Source organism: Mycoplana sp. MJR14, assembly GCF_029210525.1.
Classification (GTDB): Bacteria; Pseudomonadota; Alphaproteobacteria; order Rhizobiales; family Rhizobiaceae; genus Mycoplana.
Genome location: NZ_JARGEO010000006.1, coordinates 1 through 14,588, shown reverse-complemented (window position 1 = coordinate 14,588; position 14,588 = coordinate 1). Strand labels below are relative to the sequence as shown.

Genomic DNA, 14,588 nt, shown 5'->3' with positions numbered 1-14,588 from the left:
CCGCATCGGCGCCGCCGGACGGCAGGACCATACTATTCCTTGACCGGCTCGCCCTTGACGCGGACCTCGGAGATGCCGCTGCGCACGACGCGGACCTTGATGCCCTCGGCGATCTCGACCTCGAGCTCCTTGTCGTCGATCACCTTCGTCACCTTGCCGACGACGCCGCCGCCGGTCACGACCTGGTCGCCGCGACGGATGTTCTTCAGGAGCTCCTCGCGGCGCTTCATGGCGGCGCGCTGGGGACGGATGATGAGGAAATACATCACCACGAAGATCAGCAGGAACGGCAGAACCGACATCAGAAGATCCGTACCGCCCGGGGAAGCAGCCGGCGCCGTCTGGGCGAAAGCCTCGGTAATCAACATTCAAAACTCCTCGAAACTGGACGCCGGGGGATGCATTTCCACCCGCAGCAGTGCGCGCGACTATAGGCAAGACCGGCCTGAATGCAACAATTGCGCCCAGATCCTGCCGGAAATTCAGGGTTTTCTCTCTTTTCCGCCGCATCCGTCCATGCTACCGCCCGCAAGACTGGTCAACGGGATGGAGCAGGCACGTGCAGGACGAGCAGATTCGGTCGCTACTGAAGGAAATCACCGGCCTTCGCGCCGCCCTCGAACGGCTCGCAGGCCCCGCCCCTGCCGAGAACGACTGGAACGCCGCCGACTGCTTCGTCTGGGCGCCCCAGCGGCACTATCTGCAGCCGGTGGCCCGGCCGAACCGCGTCGACATCGGCCTGATCGTCGGCGTGGACCACGTCCGCGACATCCTGCTGGACAACACGCTCCGCTTCGCCAAGGGCCTGCCGGCCAACAACGTGCTGCTCTGGGGCGCGCGCGGCATGGGCAAATCCTCGCTCGTCAAGGCCGTCCACGCCAGCGCGGCGGCGACCACCCAGACGGCGCTGAAGCTCGTCGAGGTGCACCGCGAGGACATTTCCACGCTGCCGACGCTGATGGAGATCCTCAAGGATGCGCCCGCCTGCGTCATCGTCTTCTGCGACGACCTCTCCTTCGACCACGACGACACCTCCTACAAGTCGCTGAAGGCGGCGCTCGACGGGGGCGTCGAGGGACGGCCGGACAACGTCATCCTCTATGCCACGTCGAACCGCCGCCACCTGCTGCCGCGCGACATGATGGAGAACGAGCAGTCGACCGCGATCAACCCCTCCGAGGCGGTCGAGGAAAAGGTCTCGCTCTCCGACCGGTTCGGCCTGTGGCTCGGCTTCTACAAATGCAGCCAGGTCGACTATCTGGCGATGATCGACAGCTATGCCGAGCATTTCGGCCTCGAAGGGGACCGCGACGCGATCCATGCCGAGGCGCTCGAATGGGCGACCACGCGCGGGTCGCGATCGGGCCGCGTCGCCTGGCAGTTCATCCAGGATCTCGCCGGCCGCATGGGCAAGACGCTCGCCCGGTAGGCGGCGCAGGCCCTCCTCGGGCCGTCGCCCTGACGCAGAAAGCCGCCCCGTTGCCGGCGCGGCTTTTCTTTCTGCGATCTTGGGCTCCCCGTCGGACTATTCGAGATAGGTCATCGGGTTCACGGCCGAGGCGTTCTTGCGGACCTCGAAATGGAGCTTCGGCCGGGTGGCGTTGCCGCTCATGCCGGAGGCCGCGAGCGTCTGGCCGCGTTGCACCTTCTGGCCGCGCTGGACGTTGAGGCTGGACGCATGGCCGTAGACGGTCACGGTGCCGTCGTCGTGGCGCACCAGCACGGCGTTTCCGAGTTCCTTCAGGCTGCTGCCCGAATAGATGACGACGCCGTTCTCGGCGGCCTTGACCGGCGTTCCCTCCGGAACGGAGATATCGATGCCGTCGTTGCGGCTGCCCTCGACGTTTGCGCCGTAGCCGGCGATCACCGCCCCGCGGACCGGCCAGCGATACTTGCCGATGCCGGTCGATTCGGGCGCTTCCTCGGTCACGTCCGTCTTGGTCTCGACTTCGCTGACGGTCTGCTTCTTTTCGACCGGCGCATAGGCCTCGGCGTTCTTCGTGGCCGGCGCCGCCTTCCTGGCGTCGGGCAACGAGGCCGTCATCGTGCCGTCGGTCGCAGACTTGGACGCGGCGGGGATATGCAGCTTCTGGCCGACCCGGATCGAGGCTCCGTCGAGGCCGTTCGCCTGTTTCAGCGCGTCGACCGAGACGCCGTTCTTGGCGGCGATCTTTGCGAGCGAATCGCCCGGCTGGACCTCGTAGCTGCCCTCCGGCTTGCCGTCGCCGCCGGCTGCGACCTTGCCCTTGCCGGCCTCACCTGCGGCCTTGTCGCGGCCCTTGGCCGAGCCCGGGAGAATGGCGACTTCGGCGCCGCTGTCCTGCTTGTTGCCCGGCTTCTTGCCATTCGGATCCAGCGCGGTGTCGATCGAGGCCTTGGCGGCGCTGCGTGCGGTGCCGAAGACCGGAATGGTGATCTTCTGGCCCGGCTCGGCGTCGGCGGCACTCTTCAGGCCATTGGCCTTGAGGATTTCTTTTTCCGGCACGCCGTAGCGGCTCGACAGCGTCTTCAGGCTCTCGCCGGGACGCAGCATGACCACCGGCGCATTGGCGGTCGACCAGCCTTCGGCCCGCTTCGGTGCGGGTGCGGCGGCGCGAGCGGGCGGCTCGACCGCATCGGACAGCGTCGGCGCCGCATTGCCCGGCATCGGCTGGGCCACGGCCACTTCCCGTGCGCTCGAGGCCGGGGCGACAGAAGGATCGGAAAGGGTGGTACGCTCGACGCTCATCGGCGTGCTGGCGCGGCGCACGCCCGAACCGTCGGCCGTGTCGACGGGCATCGGCGCGGCCGAAACCGGATCCTGGGAGACGTAGCCCTGATTGGCAGCGACGGCACCGTTGACGTCGCCGCGAGGGACGTAGCCGGAATTACCCACCCTGCGCGGGATGGAGCCTGTCGTCATGTCATCGGAAGAGGAAAACAGCCCCCCGAAGCGGGTGGCGTCGGAACTGCAGCCGGTTGCCACACCGGCCAGCAAAACCGCCACGAGGACCCGTGGAGCGGTACTAGCAAAACGCGGCGATACACTCTTACGCATGTCAAACTACCCAATCGAAACACAACCAACTGCCGTGCAATGATTAAAGCGCGTTAGAGTTACCGCCCGGTTAAGACCGGCCCCATTGTGGTAATTTGATAACCATGATCGGCCCGCCGGCGCGGAGAAACCTCCGTCCCGGCAGGCCGAAATCCAGCGATCGGGCGTGCCTCAGAAGCTCGCCAGATACATCGAGGTGGCGTGGGAGACGCCGAGCCCGCGGAAGGCCTCGGCACCGAGACCCGCCGTCGCCGCAGCCATCTGCGGAACGTCGCGGCGCTGCGTGTTGACGCCGGCGAGGATGGTGTCGATCACCGCCGGCGCCTCGCCGGCCGCATCGTCGTCCATCGCCTTTTCGGCATAGGCCAGCGAGCGCAGGGCGGAAACGGCAATCTGCCGGCTGCCGGCATAGCGCGGGCTCGACTGGTCCTGCGGCTGGAGCCGGTCGTAGTATTCGATATAGGCGCGGTAGTAGCTCTTCATGTCGCCCTCCTCACGGAAGTGGCGGAAGGCTGCATATTCGCGTTCCTCGAGGGCGGTCGATACGACGTTGTTGCGCTCGTCTTCCGACAGGGCGGGAAGGCTCTGGTTGTCACGGGAGGCGCTGAGGACGAACAGGGCCTCGACTGATAGCGACACCCGATCGGACGGATCGTGACTGCCTGCCGTGAACGCGCTCGAGCGCTGCCCTTCGGCCGTCTCGTCGCTGGTGCGTCCGGCGGCGCGGGCTGCAAGGTTGGCGAGGCTGTCCTGTGTCGCCGTCCCGGCGATCCTGTTCGAGATTTGCATGCCCATCTCCCTCGGCACGGCGAGACTGCCCAATGGTGCCGTGCGTTGACGTGGATATCGTCTCGACTATCGGAATATGGCGCGAAGCTTGCGCGAGGCTTGCGCTGGTTAACAAGTCGTTAACCTTTTGGGCGCCGGCGGCGTGAACCCTGGCGTGACAGGGCTGCATGCGCGGGTGACGAGCGGCGCGAGAGGTCGTGCCGCGGCGATGGAAAGGCGTGCGAAAGGCCAGTGCCCGCGATCCGGTGACTTCAGAGCGCCTGCGCCAGATGCGGCACGATCGGCAGGTAAGGAACCTCGAAGAGGTCTTCGCGATCGAAGCGGCTGCCGGTCTTGACCAGCTTCAGCATGCGGCACTCGGTGTCGCTGACCATCACGGGGGCAAGCAGCATGCCGCCGGAGACGAGCTGCTCGGCAAAGAGCCGCGGCATGGCCGGAAAGGCGGCCGTCACCAGGATGCGGTCGAAGGTGCCCTCGCCCGGCATGCCGTTGCTGCCGTCGGCCTGGCGGACGACGACGTTGCGGATGCCGGCCTTGTCCATGCTCTGCTGGGCGCCGGTGACCAGGGTGCGGTAGCGGTCGACGGTGAGCACGCGCTCGGTCAGCCGTCCCATGACGGCGGCGGTGAAGCCGCTGCCCGTGCCGATTTCCAGAACCCGCTGGCCGGGCTTGAGCGCCAGCAGGTGCAGGAGCCTGACGGCAAGATCGACCCCTTCGACGAAGGAGCCGCAGTCGATCGGCAGCAGCCGGCTGGAATAGGCGTCGCCGGCGAACTGCGGCGGCACGAACAAGGTGCGCGGCGTCTGCTCCACGGCCGTCAGGAGGTCGATGTCCTTGATGCCCTGGCCGCGCAGGCGGAGCGCCAGTGCGGCGAAACCTTCCTTCTCAACCACCCGTGCCGTGCTCAATCGCCACCTCTCTCAGTCAGCAAGCGCCCGCTGGACGCGGTCCAGAACCGTATAGTCCGTCAGGTCGAGCTTCAGCGGCGTGACGGAGATCGCATTCTCCCTGAGCGCGTGGATATCGGTGCCGGAGCGGAAATCGCCGCGCCGGTCACCGAAGCGCAGCCAGAAATACGGGAAACCGCGGCCGTCCTTGCGCTCCTCGATGGTGATGCCGAAATCGAGCTTGCCCTGCGACGTCACCTCGACGCCGGTGACCGCATCGGCCGGGCAATTGGGGAAATTCAGGTTGAAGAAGGTGCCGTCGGGCAGCTCCACCTCCAACAGCCGGCGGATCAGGTCCGGCGCGTACCGCTCGACCACCTCCCAGGGGACAGTGTGGCCGTCGGCGTAGCGGAACGCCTGGCTCAGCGCCATGGCGCGGATGCCCTGCAGCGTGCCCTCGATGGCGCCGGCGATGGTGCCGGAATAGGTGACGTCGTCGGCCATGTTGGCGCCGGCGTTGACGCCCGAGAGCACCAGGTCGGCGGGACCGGGAAGGATCTCGCGCACGGCCATGATGACGCAGTCGGTGGGCGTGCCGCGCAGCGCGAAGCGCTTGTCCCCGACCTTGCGCAGCCGCAGCGGCTCGGACAGCGTCAGCGAATGCGCAAGCCCGCTCTGGTCGGTCTCCGGCGCCACGATCCAGACGTCGTCCGACAGCGAGCGCGCGATCCGTTCCAGAACCGCGAGCCCCTCGGCATGGACGCCGTCGTCATTGGTCAACAGGATGCGCATGCGCGCCTTCGTCCTTTCAATTGGCCTTCTCGATCTTCTTCAGGCCGCCCATGTAGGGCAGGAGCACATCGGGGACGGTCACCGAACCATCCTCGTTCAGGTAGTTCTCCACCACCGCGATCAGCGCGCGGCCGACGGCGGTTCCCGAGCCGTTCAGCGTGTGGACGAACTTCGGGTTCTTGTCGTCCTTGCCGCGATAGCGCGCATTCATGCGTCGGGCCTGGAAGTCGCCGCAGACCGAGCAGGAGGAGATCTCGCGATAGGTATCCTGCCCCGGCAGCCAGACCTCGATGTCGTAGGTCTTGCGCGCGCCGAAACCCATGTCGCCGGTGCAGAGCGTGACGACGCGATAGTGCAGGCCGAGGCGCTTGAGGATTTCCTCGGCGCAGGCGGTCATCCGCTCGTGTTCGGCAATCGAGCTTTCGGCATCGGTGATCGAGACGAGCTCGCATTTCATGAACTGGTGCTGGCGAAGCATGCCGCGGGTGTCGCGGCCGGCGGAACCTGCCTCGGAGCGGAAGCACGGCGTCAAAGCGGTGAAGCGCAGCGGCAGCTTCTCCTGCGCCAGGATCTCCTCGCGCACGAGGTTCGTCAGCGGCACCTCCGCGGTCGGGATCAGCCAGCGGCCGTCGGTGGTCTTGAACAGGTCCTCGGCGAACTTCGGCAACTGACCGGTACCGTACATGGCGTCGTCGCGCACCAGCAGCGGCGGCTGCACTTCCATGTAGCCGTGTTCGCCCGTGTGGGTGTCGAGCATGAACTGGCCGAGCGCGCGCTCCAGGCGGGCGAGCTGGCCCTTCAGGATGGTGAAGCGGGCGCCGGAGATGCGCGCAGCGCCCTCGAAGTCCATCCAGCCGAGCGCCTCGCCGATCTCGTAGTGCTCGAGCGGCTTGTGGTTCCAGGAGGGCTTCTGGCCCCACTTGTGCTTCTCGACGTTGTCGTTCTCGTCGGTGCCGACGGGGACGTCGTCGAGGGGAATGTTGGGAATGCGCGACAGCGCGTCGTTGAGCTCGGCGGTGACCCGGCGCTCCTCCTCCTCCGCGGCGGGGAGCTGCGTCTTGATCTCGGCGACCTCGGCCTTCAGCTTCTCGGCGAGCGCGGTATCCTTCTGCGCCATCGCCGCACCGATCTCCTTGGAGGCGGCGTTGCGGCGCGACTGCATGTCCTGCGCCGTCTGGATCAGGGTGCGGCGGGTTTCATCGAGCGCGATCAGGCTGGCCGACAGCGGCTCCGCGCCCCGCTTGGCGAGGGCGGCATCCAGTGCCTCGGCGTTTTCGCGGATCCATTTGATGTCAAGCATTGTCGCTCCGAGCGTCGCAGGGTTTCGCCCCTCTCGCCCGACAGCGTCCGCCTACCGCATCAGGCCTTGTCGGCCTCCTGCGATGTCGGCACCTGCGCCTTATCCTCCTCGTCGGAGTCCGCTTGCGCGTCGGCGCCCGCCCGCTGCCGTTCAATGAGTCGGGCCGTGTAGATGGCAATCTCGTAGAGAAGGATGGTCGGCAGTGCAAGACCGATCTGGGAGACCGGGTCCGGCGGCGTCAGGATGGCTGCGGCGACGAAGGCGATCACGATCGCGTACTTGCGCTTCTCCACCAGGGTCTGCGCCGTGATGAAGCCGGCGCGCACCAGCAGCGAGGAGACCACCGGAAGCTGGAAGACCAGGCCGAAGGCGAAGATCAGCGACATGATCAGCCCGAGATATTCGGACACCTTCGGCAGCAGCTGGATCGACACCTGCCCCTCGCCGCCGCCCTGCTCCATCGACAGGAAGAACCACATCACCATGGGGGTGAAGAAGAAATAGACGAGGGCCGCGCCGATGAGAAACAGGATCGGGGACGCGATCAGGAACGGCAGGAACGCCGCGCGCTCGTTCTTGTAGAGACCGGGGGCGACGAACTTGTAGATCTGCTGGGCGATGATCGGGAACGCGATCACCAGCGCGCTGAACATCGCCACCTTGATCTGGGTGAAGAAGAATTCCTGCGGCGCGGTGTAGATCAGTTCGACGTTGCGGTGGGACAGGCCCGCCCATTCGACCGACCACTTGAACGGCTGCACCAGGATGTTGAACAGCGCCTTGGCGAAGTAGAAACAGACCAGGAAGGCAGCGAAGAACGCACCCACGGCCCACATCAGCCTGCGGCGAAGTTCGATCAGGTGCTCGATCAGCGGCTGGGGCTTGTCCTCGTAGTCGCCGCTCATGCCTGGTCCTTCTTGGGCTTGCGTGTCGTCGTCTTCTTCGCCGGGGCGTCAGCGGCGACAGCGGCGGTCTTTGCCTTCGGCGCCGCCTTCGCCTTTGTGGCCGGGGCTTTTGCGACAGCCGGGGCCTTGGCGGCGGCCTTGCCGGCTGCCGGAGCCTTGGCAGCGGACGGAGCCTTTGCGGTCGATGCTGCCTTTGCGGTGGAGGCGGCCTTGCGCGGCGCCCTGGCCGCGGCGGCCTCTTCCGCAGGCGCAGCAGGCTTCACCGGCTCGACCGGTGCCGCCGTCACCGGCTGCACGGGGGCTGCCGGAAGCGGGCTTGCCGGCGATGCCGCGACCGTAGCCGCCGGCGCTGCGGCAGCCGCGGCGGAGACGACGGGGGCCTGCGGGACCGCAGCGGCATCGGTTGCGCCCTCGGCGACGGCCGTGGACGTCGAGGATGCCGACGGCGCGGCGGTGACCTTCGCCAGATCCGCCTTGATCTCGTCGCCCATCTGCCGCAGCGGATTGACCGCGTCGCGGATGGCGCTCATCGGGTTGAGCTTCTGCGCATCGCCGATGGTCTTGCGGACGTCGTCGAGATCCGCCTCGCGCAGCGCCTCGTCGAACTGCTGGCGGAACTCGCCCGCCATGGAGCGCATCCGCGTGACGATGCGGCCGAACGTCCTGAGCATCTGGGGCAGGTCTTTCGGACCCACCACCAGGATCAGCACGATGGCGATGACAAGAATTTCGCTCCAGCCGACTTCAAGCATAAGGCAATGTCCTTGCGGGACCGCGACGGCACGTCGCGTCCCGGCCGATTACTTGATCTCGTCAGCCTTGTGCTCGACGGTCTTCGACTTGTCAGCCGCGGCTGCTTCGTCGTCGGACATGCCCTTCTTGAAGTTCTTGATGCCCTTGGCGACATCGCCCATCAGTTCGGGAATCTTGCCGCGGCCAAACAGCAGCAGCACCACTGCGAGAACGATCAGCCAATGCCAGATGCTGAATGAGCCCATGCTATTTTACTCCCTTTAGGATTTCGTCCCCGATGTAGGACGTTCAGGTGTCTTTTTCAAACACTAGTATGTCGCGCTCGTTAGCCGAAACCATGACATCGCGCAATCCACCGGGAAGTTGCCCGGCCCTGATTCGCGCGCGGATCGGGTGGTCGGTTCCCGGTACGGCCAGTTCCAGCAGTTCGACCACGCCCAGGAACCGCCGCGACAGGATCCGCGCCGGGATCGTGCCGTCCGCCTCGGAGATGGCGAGGCCGGACAGACGCACGGCAATCCGGACCTTCGCGCCGTCGGAAAGACGCCCCGCCGGCACGTTTCCGAGCGGCGTTTCAACCCTTCCCGCGCTCACACGGCCGGGAAAGACGTTGATCTCGGAGAAGAAGCCGGCGGCGAAGAGATCGGCCGGCCGCAGATAGAGCTCCTCGGCCGTTCCGACCTGCACCAGCCGGCCGTCGCGCAGGAGCGCGATGCGGTCGCCCATCCGCATCGCCTCCTCCGCGTCATGGGTGACGACGATGGCGGTTGCGCGACTATGTCGCAGGATGGCGAGCGTATCCGCCCGGATCGAATCCTTCAGCCGCGAATCGAGCCCGGAGAAGGGCTCGTCCATCAGAAGGACCGCCGGACGGGGGGCGAGCGCACGGGCGAGCGCCACGCGCTGCTGCTCCCCGCCGGAGAGCGCGTGCGGGAACTTGTCGGCATAGTGCGACAGGCCGACGCGCTCGAGCGCCAGATGCGCCTCGGCGATGGCATCGGCCTTGGGGATCGCCGTCAGGCCGAAGCGGACATTGTCCAGCACCGACATGTGCGGAAAGAGCGCGAAATCCTGGAACATCAGGCCGACGCCGCGCCGCTCCGGCGGCAGGAACACCTTCGGCCCGGCGATCTCCCGGTCGTTCAGGAGCACGCGGCCGCCCGCCTGCGCCTCGATGCCGGCGGCAATCCGCAGCAGCGTCGTCTTGCCGGACCCGGACGGCCCGAGCAGGCAGAGAACCTCGCCCGGCTCGGCCGACATCGAGATGCCGCGGATGGTCTCCCGGCCGTGATAGCTGTGATGGATGTCCTCGAAGGACAGCTTCGCCGCGAAGGTCACCGCTGACGCGGTCAGCGTTTCGAGCCCGTTCAGATTCGACGAATCCGAAGCCATTCCCTGCCAATCCCCGAATGCGCGCCCCCGGACAAGATCGCCGGGACGCCTCTGCCGAAACGCCGTGAAAAGCGGCGGCAATTCAGGGCGGACATAAGCTTCCGCTATTCGTCTTCTTTTCCGCCCGGTGTCAAGAGGCCGAGTTCCTCGAGGTCCATCTGCGTGATCGGATCCTCGTCCTCGGACAGTTCGTCCTCGCCGAGCGGCAGGGGGATCTGGAAATTGGAAGGGATGCGGCCGGAGAGAAGGCCGGCGCCCTTCAGTTCCTCCAGGCCCGGCAGGTCGCGCAGTTCCTCCAGGCCGAAATGATCGAGGAAGTCCTTGGTGGTCCCGAAGGTGACGGGCCGGCCGGGCGTGCGCCGGCGGCCGCGGAACCGCACCCAGCCCGCCTCCAGAAGCACGTCCAGCGTGCCCTTCGAGGTCTGGACGCCGCGGATGTCCTCGATCTCGGCCCGGGTCACCGGCTGGTGGTAGGCGATGATCGACAACACCTCCAGGGCGGCGCGCGAGAGCTTGCGCACCTCGCCCTCGTCGCTGCGGACGACGAAGGACAGGTCTGGCGCCGTTCGGAACGCCCAGTGATCGCCGACCTGGACGAGGTTGACGCCGCGACCGGCATAGAGCGCCTTCAACTGGCGCATGACATGGCCGACATCGACGCCGGCCGGCAGGCGGTCGGCGATGTAGGCTTCGGGAACCGGGCCGGCGGAGGCGAAGACGAGCGCCTCGGCGATGCGCGCGGCCTCGTGCAGCCGGCGCGGGTCGACGACAGCAGCCCCCTCGTCGGCCGGGACGGCATCCTGCGGCCCGTCGATCTCAGACATGATCGTCGTCCCCCTGCCCGTCCGGCTGGCCGCCCCGCTGCGCCTGTGCGCCGCGGCGCAGGAAGATCGGCTGGAACACGCCGTCCTGCCGCAATTCGAGCTGCCCCTCCCGCACCATCTCCAGCGTGGCGGCAAACGCGCTCGCCATCGCCGTGCGGCGCTCGGAGGGTTCGGTGAGATAGCGAAGGAGGAAATGATCCAGCGCCGTCCAGTCCTCCACCTCGCCCATCAGCCGGTGCAGGATCTCGCGCGCATCAGCGAGCGACCAGACGTTGCGCTTCTCGATCGTCACCTGGGTGATCGCGTGGCGCTGGCGCAGCGACGCATAGGCGCTCAGAAGATCGTAGAGCGAGGCGTCGAATGCGGACCGCCTCTCCGTCGGGATATGCTCCGGCGCACCGCGGGCGAAGAAATCGCGGCCAAGGCGGTTGCGGTTGACGAGCCGGGTCGCCGCGTCCCGCATCGCCTCGAGCCGCTTCAGGCGGAAGGCCAGCGTCGCCGCCATCTCCTCGCCGCTCGGCCCCTCGTCCTTCGGCTGCTGCGGAATGAGCAGGCGCGACTTCAGATAGGCGAGCCAGGCGGCCATGACGAGATAATCGGCCGCAAGCTCTATCCGGATCTGCCGGGCGCGCTCGATGAAGGCGAGGTACTGCTCGACGAGCGCCAGCACGGAGATGCGCGACAGATCGACCTTCTGCGTCCGCGCCAGATGCAGGAGCAGGTCGAGCGGGCCCTCGAAGCCGGCGATGTCGACGACGAGGCCTTCTTCATGCAGGGCGCGGTCGCGGTTGTCCTGCCACAGCTCCTCCATCGGGGCTGCGTCGGAAGCGTCCGTCTTCTGCGGATTGAACCTCGTTCCGTACACCTACGCTCCAAGAACGCCATGCCGGCGCGGTCGGACCTTCCTCAAGCGACCGCGACCAGCGCGTTGAATTCTTCCCGCAGGGCCTGCTCGTCGGCGCCATCGGCCGTGGGAAAGCCGGACGTCACCGCATCCGCGCGCCGCCGGCTCTCGCCCGCCAGCGGTGGCACGTTCTCGGCAACCGCGATCATTTCTTCCATGATGCCGTGGCAATGCAAGACCAAATCGAGGCCGGCCCCGACAATTGCACGCGCACGGGTTGCAATATCGCCGCGCAGCGCGTTCATCGACACGTCGTCCGACATCAGCAGCCCGTCAAAGCCGATATGGCCGCGAATGACCTCGCGGACGACCTTCGCCGAGGTGGTGGCCGGATTGTCCGCGTCGAGCTCGGTGAAGACGATGTGGGCCGACATCGCCATCAGCTCGTCGCGCATGTGGCGGAAGGGCAGGAAATCGATCGCCTGCAGCGCATCCAGCGGCGCATGGACCACCGGCAGGTCGTGATGGGAATCGACCATGGTGCGGCCGTGGCCCGGCATGTGCTTCATCACCGGCAGCAGGCCGCCGGCCCTAAGCCCGTCGGCGGCCGCCTTGCCCATCGCCGAGACGATCTGCGGCTCCTGCCCGTAGGCGCGGTTGCCGATGACGTCGTGCACGCCGGGAACGGCCACATCCAGCACCGGCAGGCAGTCGACGTTGACGCCGAGGCGGGAGAGGTCGAAGGCGAACAGCCGCGAAATCAGCCAGGCGGCGCGCAAGCCATTTGCCTCGTCGTGGCGATAGATCGCGCCGAGCGCGGCGGCATTCGGGTATTGCGGCACGTGCGGCGGCTTGACGCGCTGCACGCGCCCACCCTCCTGGTCGATGAGGACGGGGACGGTCGGATCACCGCCGACGGTGTCGCGCAGGGCCGCCGTCAGATCGGCCACCTGGGACGGCTCGCCGATGTTGCGTCCGAAGAGGATGAAGCCCCAGGGGCGCTCGTCCCGGAAGAAGGCCTTCTCGTCGTCGGTGAGGACCAGGCCCTTGCAGCCGGAGATAAAGGATTTCGATTCGCTCATGCGACGAATCATAAGCCGTGCACGGGGAAAGGCGAGAGCGGCGGGCGGTTTCTTGCACAGGAAACCCGCCGCAATCCCTGGCGGCGGACGCAAAAATGGCGCGTCCGGGACGCGCCATTTCATGTCCTTGTGCCTTTTGCGCCCTCAGCGGGTGACGAGGCAGCTGCCGCCCGCGGCCTTGTACTTGGCGCAAAGGGCATTGGCCTCCTCGCGCGAGCCGGCCGGGATGCGGACGCGGTAATAGGTGCCCTTGTTGGCGATCTCGGCGCGCTTGATGTCGACGCCGCGGCCGCCGATGACGCTGCCGAACTTCGACGACAGGCTGTTGTAGGACGACTGGGCCTCGGCCTCGGAGGGAAGCGACGCGATCTGGATCACGTAGCCGCCGGGATTGGCCGCCGCAGGCTGTGCCGCAGCCGGCGCCTGGGCGGCTGCTTCCGGCTGGGCAGCCGGTGCCTCGGCCAGCGCCGCGGTCTCGGTCGGGGCCGTTTCGGTGACGCGGCCGCGTTCGGTGACGGTGCCGACCACGTCGACAGGCTGCTCGGCGGGGCGCGATACCGGCACCGGCGTGCCGACCATCACCTCGCCCTGCGGCGCCTGTGCGGCGGCGGGCTCGCTCGTGGCGGCTTCCGTCGGGGCAGCACTGGCCGGCGCGACCGGGGTCGTCGTCACCGTGCGCACGGGTGCGGTCTCCTCGACCGCCGTGCTCGCCAGTTCCTGCAGGGCGCGCTCGTCGCCATCGGGCGACGCCGGGGCGGCACCCTGCGGCTGCGCCCGCAGGCCGACGTCGGCGGAAGCGGAAGGGGATGCACCGGCAGCGGCCGCGGCGGCCTGCGCGTTCGCATCGGCCGAAGCGCCCGGAGCGACCGTGTCCGCCGCGGCGGCGGGCTGGGTGGCTTCCGCCAGGGCCGGGGCGGTCTCGACCGGGGCCGGCTCTTCGCGGGCGACCAGGGTTCCATCCGGCTTGACGATCATCGTCCGGACCTTGCGCGGAGAGACGACCGGGCCATTGCCCTCGCCTGCGTCCGGCTCGGCCGCCTGATCGTCCACGCCGGGCAGCAGCCGATCGTCATCGGACGCGGCGCTTTCGGCAGGCGTCGCCGGATCGTCCTCGATCGGCCCGTCATAGGGCAGCGATTCCGGCGTCAGCGTGCGCTGGACGACATCGACGGGTTCCTCGGTCGAGGTGACGAGCTGCTCCTGCTTCGGGCCGCTGTCGGACTGGCCGGCGACGCGGTCGTAGACCGCCTTGTCCTGATTGGGGACGCTCTGGCCGCCGCGCTCTTCCGGCACGACCTTGACCGGACCCTTGTCGGCGGCAATGACGCGCGGCTCCTCGGAGCCGGTGCCGACCGCGCCGGTGCCGGCCAGGAAGGCATAGACGCCGGCGCCACCGAGGACGACGACGGTGGCGACGGCGGCGGCCACCATCAGGCCGCGGCCGCGGCGCGCGGGCTCGTCGTAACCGTCGCCGACGTAGTCGTCGTCGACCTGCTGGGCGTCGAGCGGGATGGCGTGACGCTCGGGCTGCGACAGCGAACGGCGCAGGTCTTCGGCGAGCGCCTTGTCGAATTCCTCCGCATCGCCCGCCGCGGGCTTGAACGGGATGACCTTGGCGGCGGTGCCGGTCGCGGCGGCACGGCTGAAGACCGGCGCGGTGGCCGGCTGGCCGAACAGGTCGGCCATCTCGGCATCGATGTCGAGATCGAACTCCGGCTGCTGGACCGGCGGCTTCTCCTTGTCGGCCGCCGGCAGATGCGGCACGTCGAGTTCGCCGACCGGCGCAACGCTGACATCGGTGTCGGCGATCAGCGACGGATCGAAGGGCAGAACGAAATCCGCCTCCTCCCGCTGCGTCTCGCGGCCGTCTCCGGCAGCGCGCGCGGAGGGTGCGGTCGCTGCTTCGGGCTGCGAAACGACCGCGGCGATCGGGGCCCGGGGCGGCACGACGGGCGAGCGCCGTGAGGCCGCTCCAGCGCGTCG

At 67.7% G+C, this 14,588-nt stretch carries 15 protein-coding genes; 1 reads left to right on the top strand and 14 read right to left on the bottom strand.

The annotated features are described in order from the left end of the window. Positions 1-32: 32 nt before the first annotated feature. Positions 33-368, bottom strand: a complete 336-nt coding sequence (gene yajC / locus P0086_RS15310) for a preprotein translocase subunit YajC (protein ID WP_112599294.1) — start codon at positions 366-368, stop codon at positions 33-35. Positions 369-559: 191 nt separating this feature from the next. Here yajC and P0086_RS15305 point away from each other — a divergent pair, with 191 nt between their 5' ends. Further along, a complete protein-coding gene (locus tag P0086_RS15305; RefSeq protein ID WP_112605243.1) occupies positions 560-1,429 on the top strand; it encodes an ATP-binding protein in 870 nt (289 codons plus the stop codon). A 96-nt stretch (positions 1,430-1,525) separates the two neighbouring features. Here the strand turns inward: P0086_RS15305 and P0086_RS15300 are convergent, their stop codons facing one another. The 13 genes from P0086_RS15300 to P0086_RS15240 form a co-directional block, all read right to left on the bottom strand. Further along, positions 1,526-3,037: a peptidoglycan DD-metalloendopeptidase family protein gene (locus tag P0086_RS15300; RefSeq protein WP_275787055.1), complete on the bottom strand. Its 1,512-nt coding sequence runs from the start codon at positions 3,035-3,037 to the stop codon at positions 1,526-1,528. 171 nt (positions 3,038-3,208) lie between these two features. Beyond that, entirely contained in the window at positions 3,209-3,826 is a 618-nt protein-coding gene (locus tag P0086_RS15295; protein WP_112599297.1) for a biotin biosynthesis protein BioC, read from the bottom strand. Positions 3,827-4,077: 251 nt separating this feature from the next. Continuing rightward, entirely contained in the window at positions 4,078-4,734 is a 657-nt protein-coding gene (locus P0086_RS15290) for a protein-L-isoaspartate(D-aspartate) O-methyltransferase (RefSeq protein ID WP_275787050.1), read from the bottom strand. 12 nt (positions 4,735-4,746) lie between these two features. Beyond that, positions 4,747-5,505, bottom strand: coding sequence for a 5'/3'-nucleotidase SurE (gene surE / locus P0086_RS15285; protein ID WP_275787047.1), 759 nt, complete (start codon positions 5,503-5,505; stop codon positions 4,747-4,749). Between the two features lie 16 nt (positions 5,506-5,521). Beyond that, positions 5,522-6,805 (bottom strand): serine--tRNA ligase, encoded by a 1,284-nt coding sequence (serS, locus tag P0086_RS15280; RefSeq protein WP_112614453.1) that lies wholly within the window; start codon positions 6,803-6,805, stop codon positions 5,522-5,524. A 59-nt stretch (positions 6,806-6,864) separates the two neighbouring features. Then, positions 6,865-7,710, bottom strand: coding sequence for a twin-arginine translocase subunit TatC (gene tatC, locus P0086_RS15275; protein ID WP_112599301.1), 846 nt, complete (start codon positions 7,708-7,710; stop codon positions 6,865-6,867). Then, positions 7,707-8,462 carry a Sec-independent protein translocase protein TatB gene (gene tatB / locus P0086_RS15270; protein ID WP_275787042.1) on the bottom strand — a complete coding sequence of 252 codons (756 nt, stop codon included), beginning with the start codon at positions 8,460-8,462 and terminating at the stop codon, positions 7,707-7,709. Before tatB ends, tatC begins: the two co-directional genes overlap by 4 nt. A 48-nt stretch (positions 8,463-8,510) precedes the next feature. Continuing rightward, complete coding sequence (locus P0086_RS15265) at positions 8,511-8,708, bottom strand: twin-arginine translocase TatA/TatE family subunit (RefSeq protein WP_112599303.1); 198 nt, start codon at positions 8,706-8,708, stop codon at positions 8,511-8,513. A 43-nt stretch (positions 8,709-8,751) separates the two neighbouring features. Next, entirely contained in the window at positions 8,752-9,855 is a 1,104-nt protein-coding gene (locus P0086_RS15260; protein ID WP_112599304.1) for an ABC transporter ATP-binding protein, read from the bottom strand. 104 nt (positions 9,856-9,959) lie between these two features. Then, a complete protein-coding gene (gene scpB, locus P0086_RS15255; protein WP_112605223.1) occupies positions 9,960-10,679 on the bottom strand; it encodes an SMC-Scp complex subunit ScpB in 720 nt (239 codons plus the stop codon). Further along, the gene (locus tag P0086_RS15250; protein ID WP_112599341.1) at positions 10,672-11,490 is read right to left on the bottom strand and encodes a ScpA family protein; all 819 of its coding nucleotides are present in this window, start codon (positions 11,488-11,490) and stop codon (positions 10,672-10,674) included. Before P0086_RS15250 ends, scpB begins: the two co-directional genes overlap by 8 nt. A gap of 95 nt (positions 11,491-11,585) precedes the next feature. Continuing rightward, positions 11,586-12,605 (bottom strand): beta-N-acetylhexosaminidase, encoded by a 1,020-nt coding sequence (gene nagZ / locus P0086_RS15245; RefSeq protein WP_275787037.1) that lies wholly within the window; start codon positions 12,603-12,605, stop codon positions 11,586-11,588. Positions 12,606-12,749: 144 nt separating this feature from the next. Further along, positions 12,750-14,588: SPOR domain-containing protein (locus P0086_RS15240; protein WP_275787034.1), on the bottom strand; the 1,839-nt coding region annotated here is incomplete at its 5' end.

Bases quoted from the DNA above. Each gene is read 5' to 3' on its own strand.
- yajC (WP_112599294.1), bottom strand. From the start codon at position 368: ATGTTGATTACCGAGGCTTTCGCCCAGACGGCGCCGGCTGCTTCCCCG.
- P0086_RS15265 (WP_112599303.1), bottom strand. From the start codon at position 8,708: ATGGGCTCATTCAGCATCTGGCATTGGCTGATCGTTCTCGCAGTGGTG.
- serS (WP_112614453.1), bottom strand. From the start codon at position 6,805: ATGCTTGACATCAAATGGATCCGCGAAAACGCCGAGGCACTGGATGCC.
- P0086_RS15300 (WP_275787055.1), bottom strand. From the start codon at position 3,037: ATGCGTAAGAGTGTATCGCCGCGTTTTGCTAGTACCGCTCCACGGGTC.
- P0086_RS15295 (WP_112599297.1), bottom strand. From the start codon at position 3,826: ATGCAAATCTCGAACAGGATCGCCGGGACGGCGACACAGGACAGCCTC.
- P0086_RS15260 (WP_112599304.1), bottom strand. From the start codon at position 9,855: ATGGCTTCGGATTCGTCGAATCTGAACGGGCTCGAAACGCTGACCGCG.
- nagZ (WP_275787037.1), bottom strand. From the start codon at position 12,605: ATGAGCGAATCGAAATCCTTTATCTCCGGCTGCAAGGGCCTGGTCCTC.
- P0086_RS15250 (WP_112599341.1), bottom strand. From the start codon at position 11,490: ATGGAGGAGCTGTGGCAGGACAACCGCGACCGCGCCCTGCATGAAGAA.
- tatB (WP_275787042.1), bottom strand. From the start codon at position 8,462: ATGCTTGAAGTCGGCTGGAGCGAAATTCTTGTCATCGCCATCGTGCTG.
- tatC (WP_112599301.1), bottom strand. From the start codon at position 7,710: ATGAGCGGCGACTACGAGGACAAGCCCCAGCCGCTGATCGAGCACCTG.
- scpB (WP_112605223.1), bottom strand. From the start codon at position 10,679: ATGTCTGAGATCGACGGGCCGCAGGATGCCGTCCCGGCCGACGAGGGG.
- surE (WP_275787047.1), bottom strand. From the start codon at position 5,505: ATGCGCATCCTGTTGACCAATGACGACGGCGTCCATGCCGAGGGGCTC.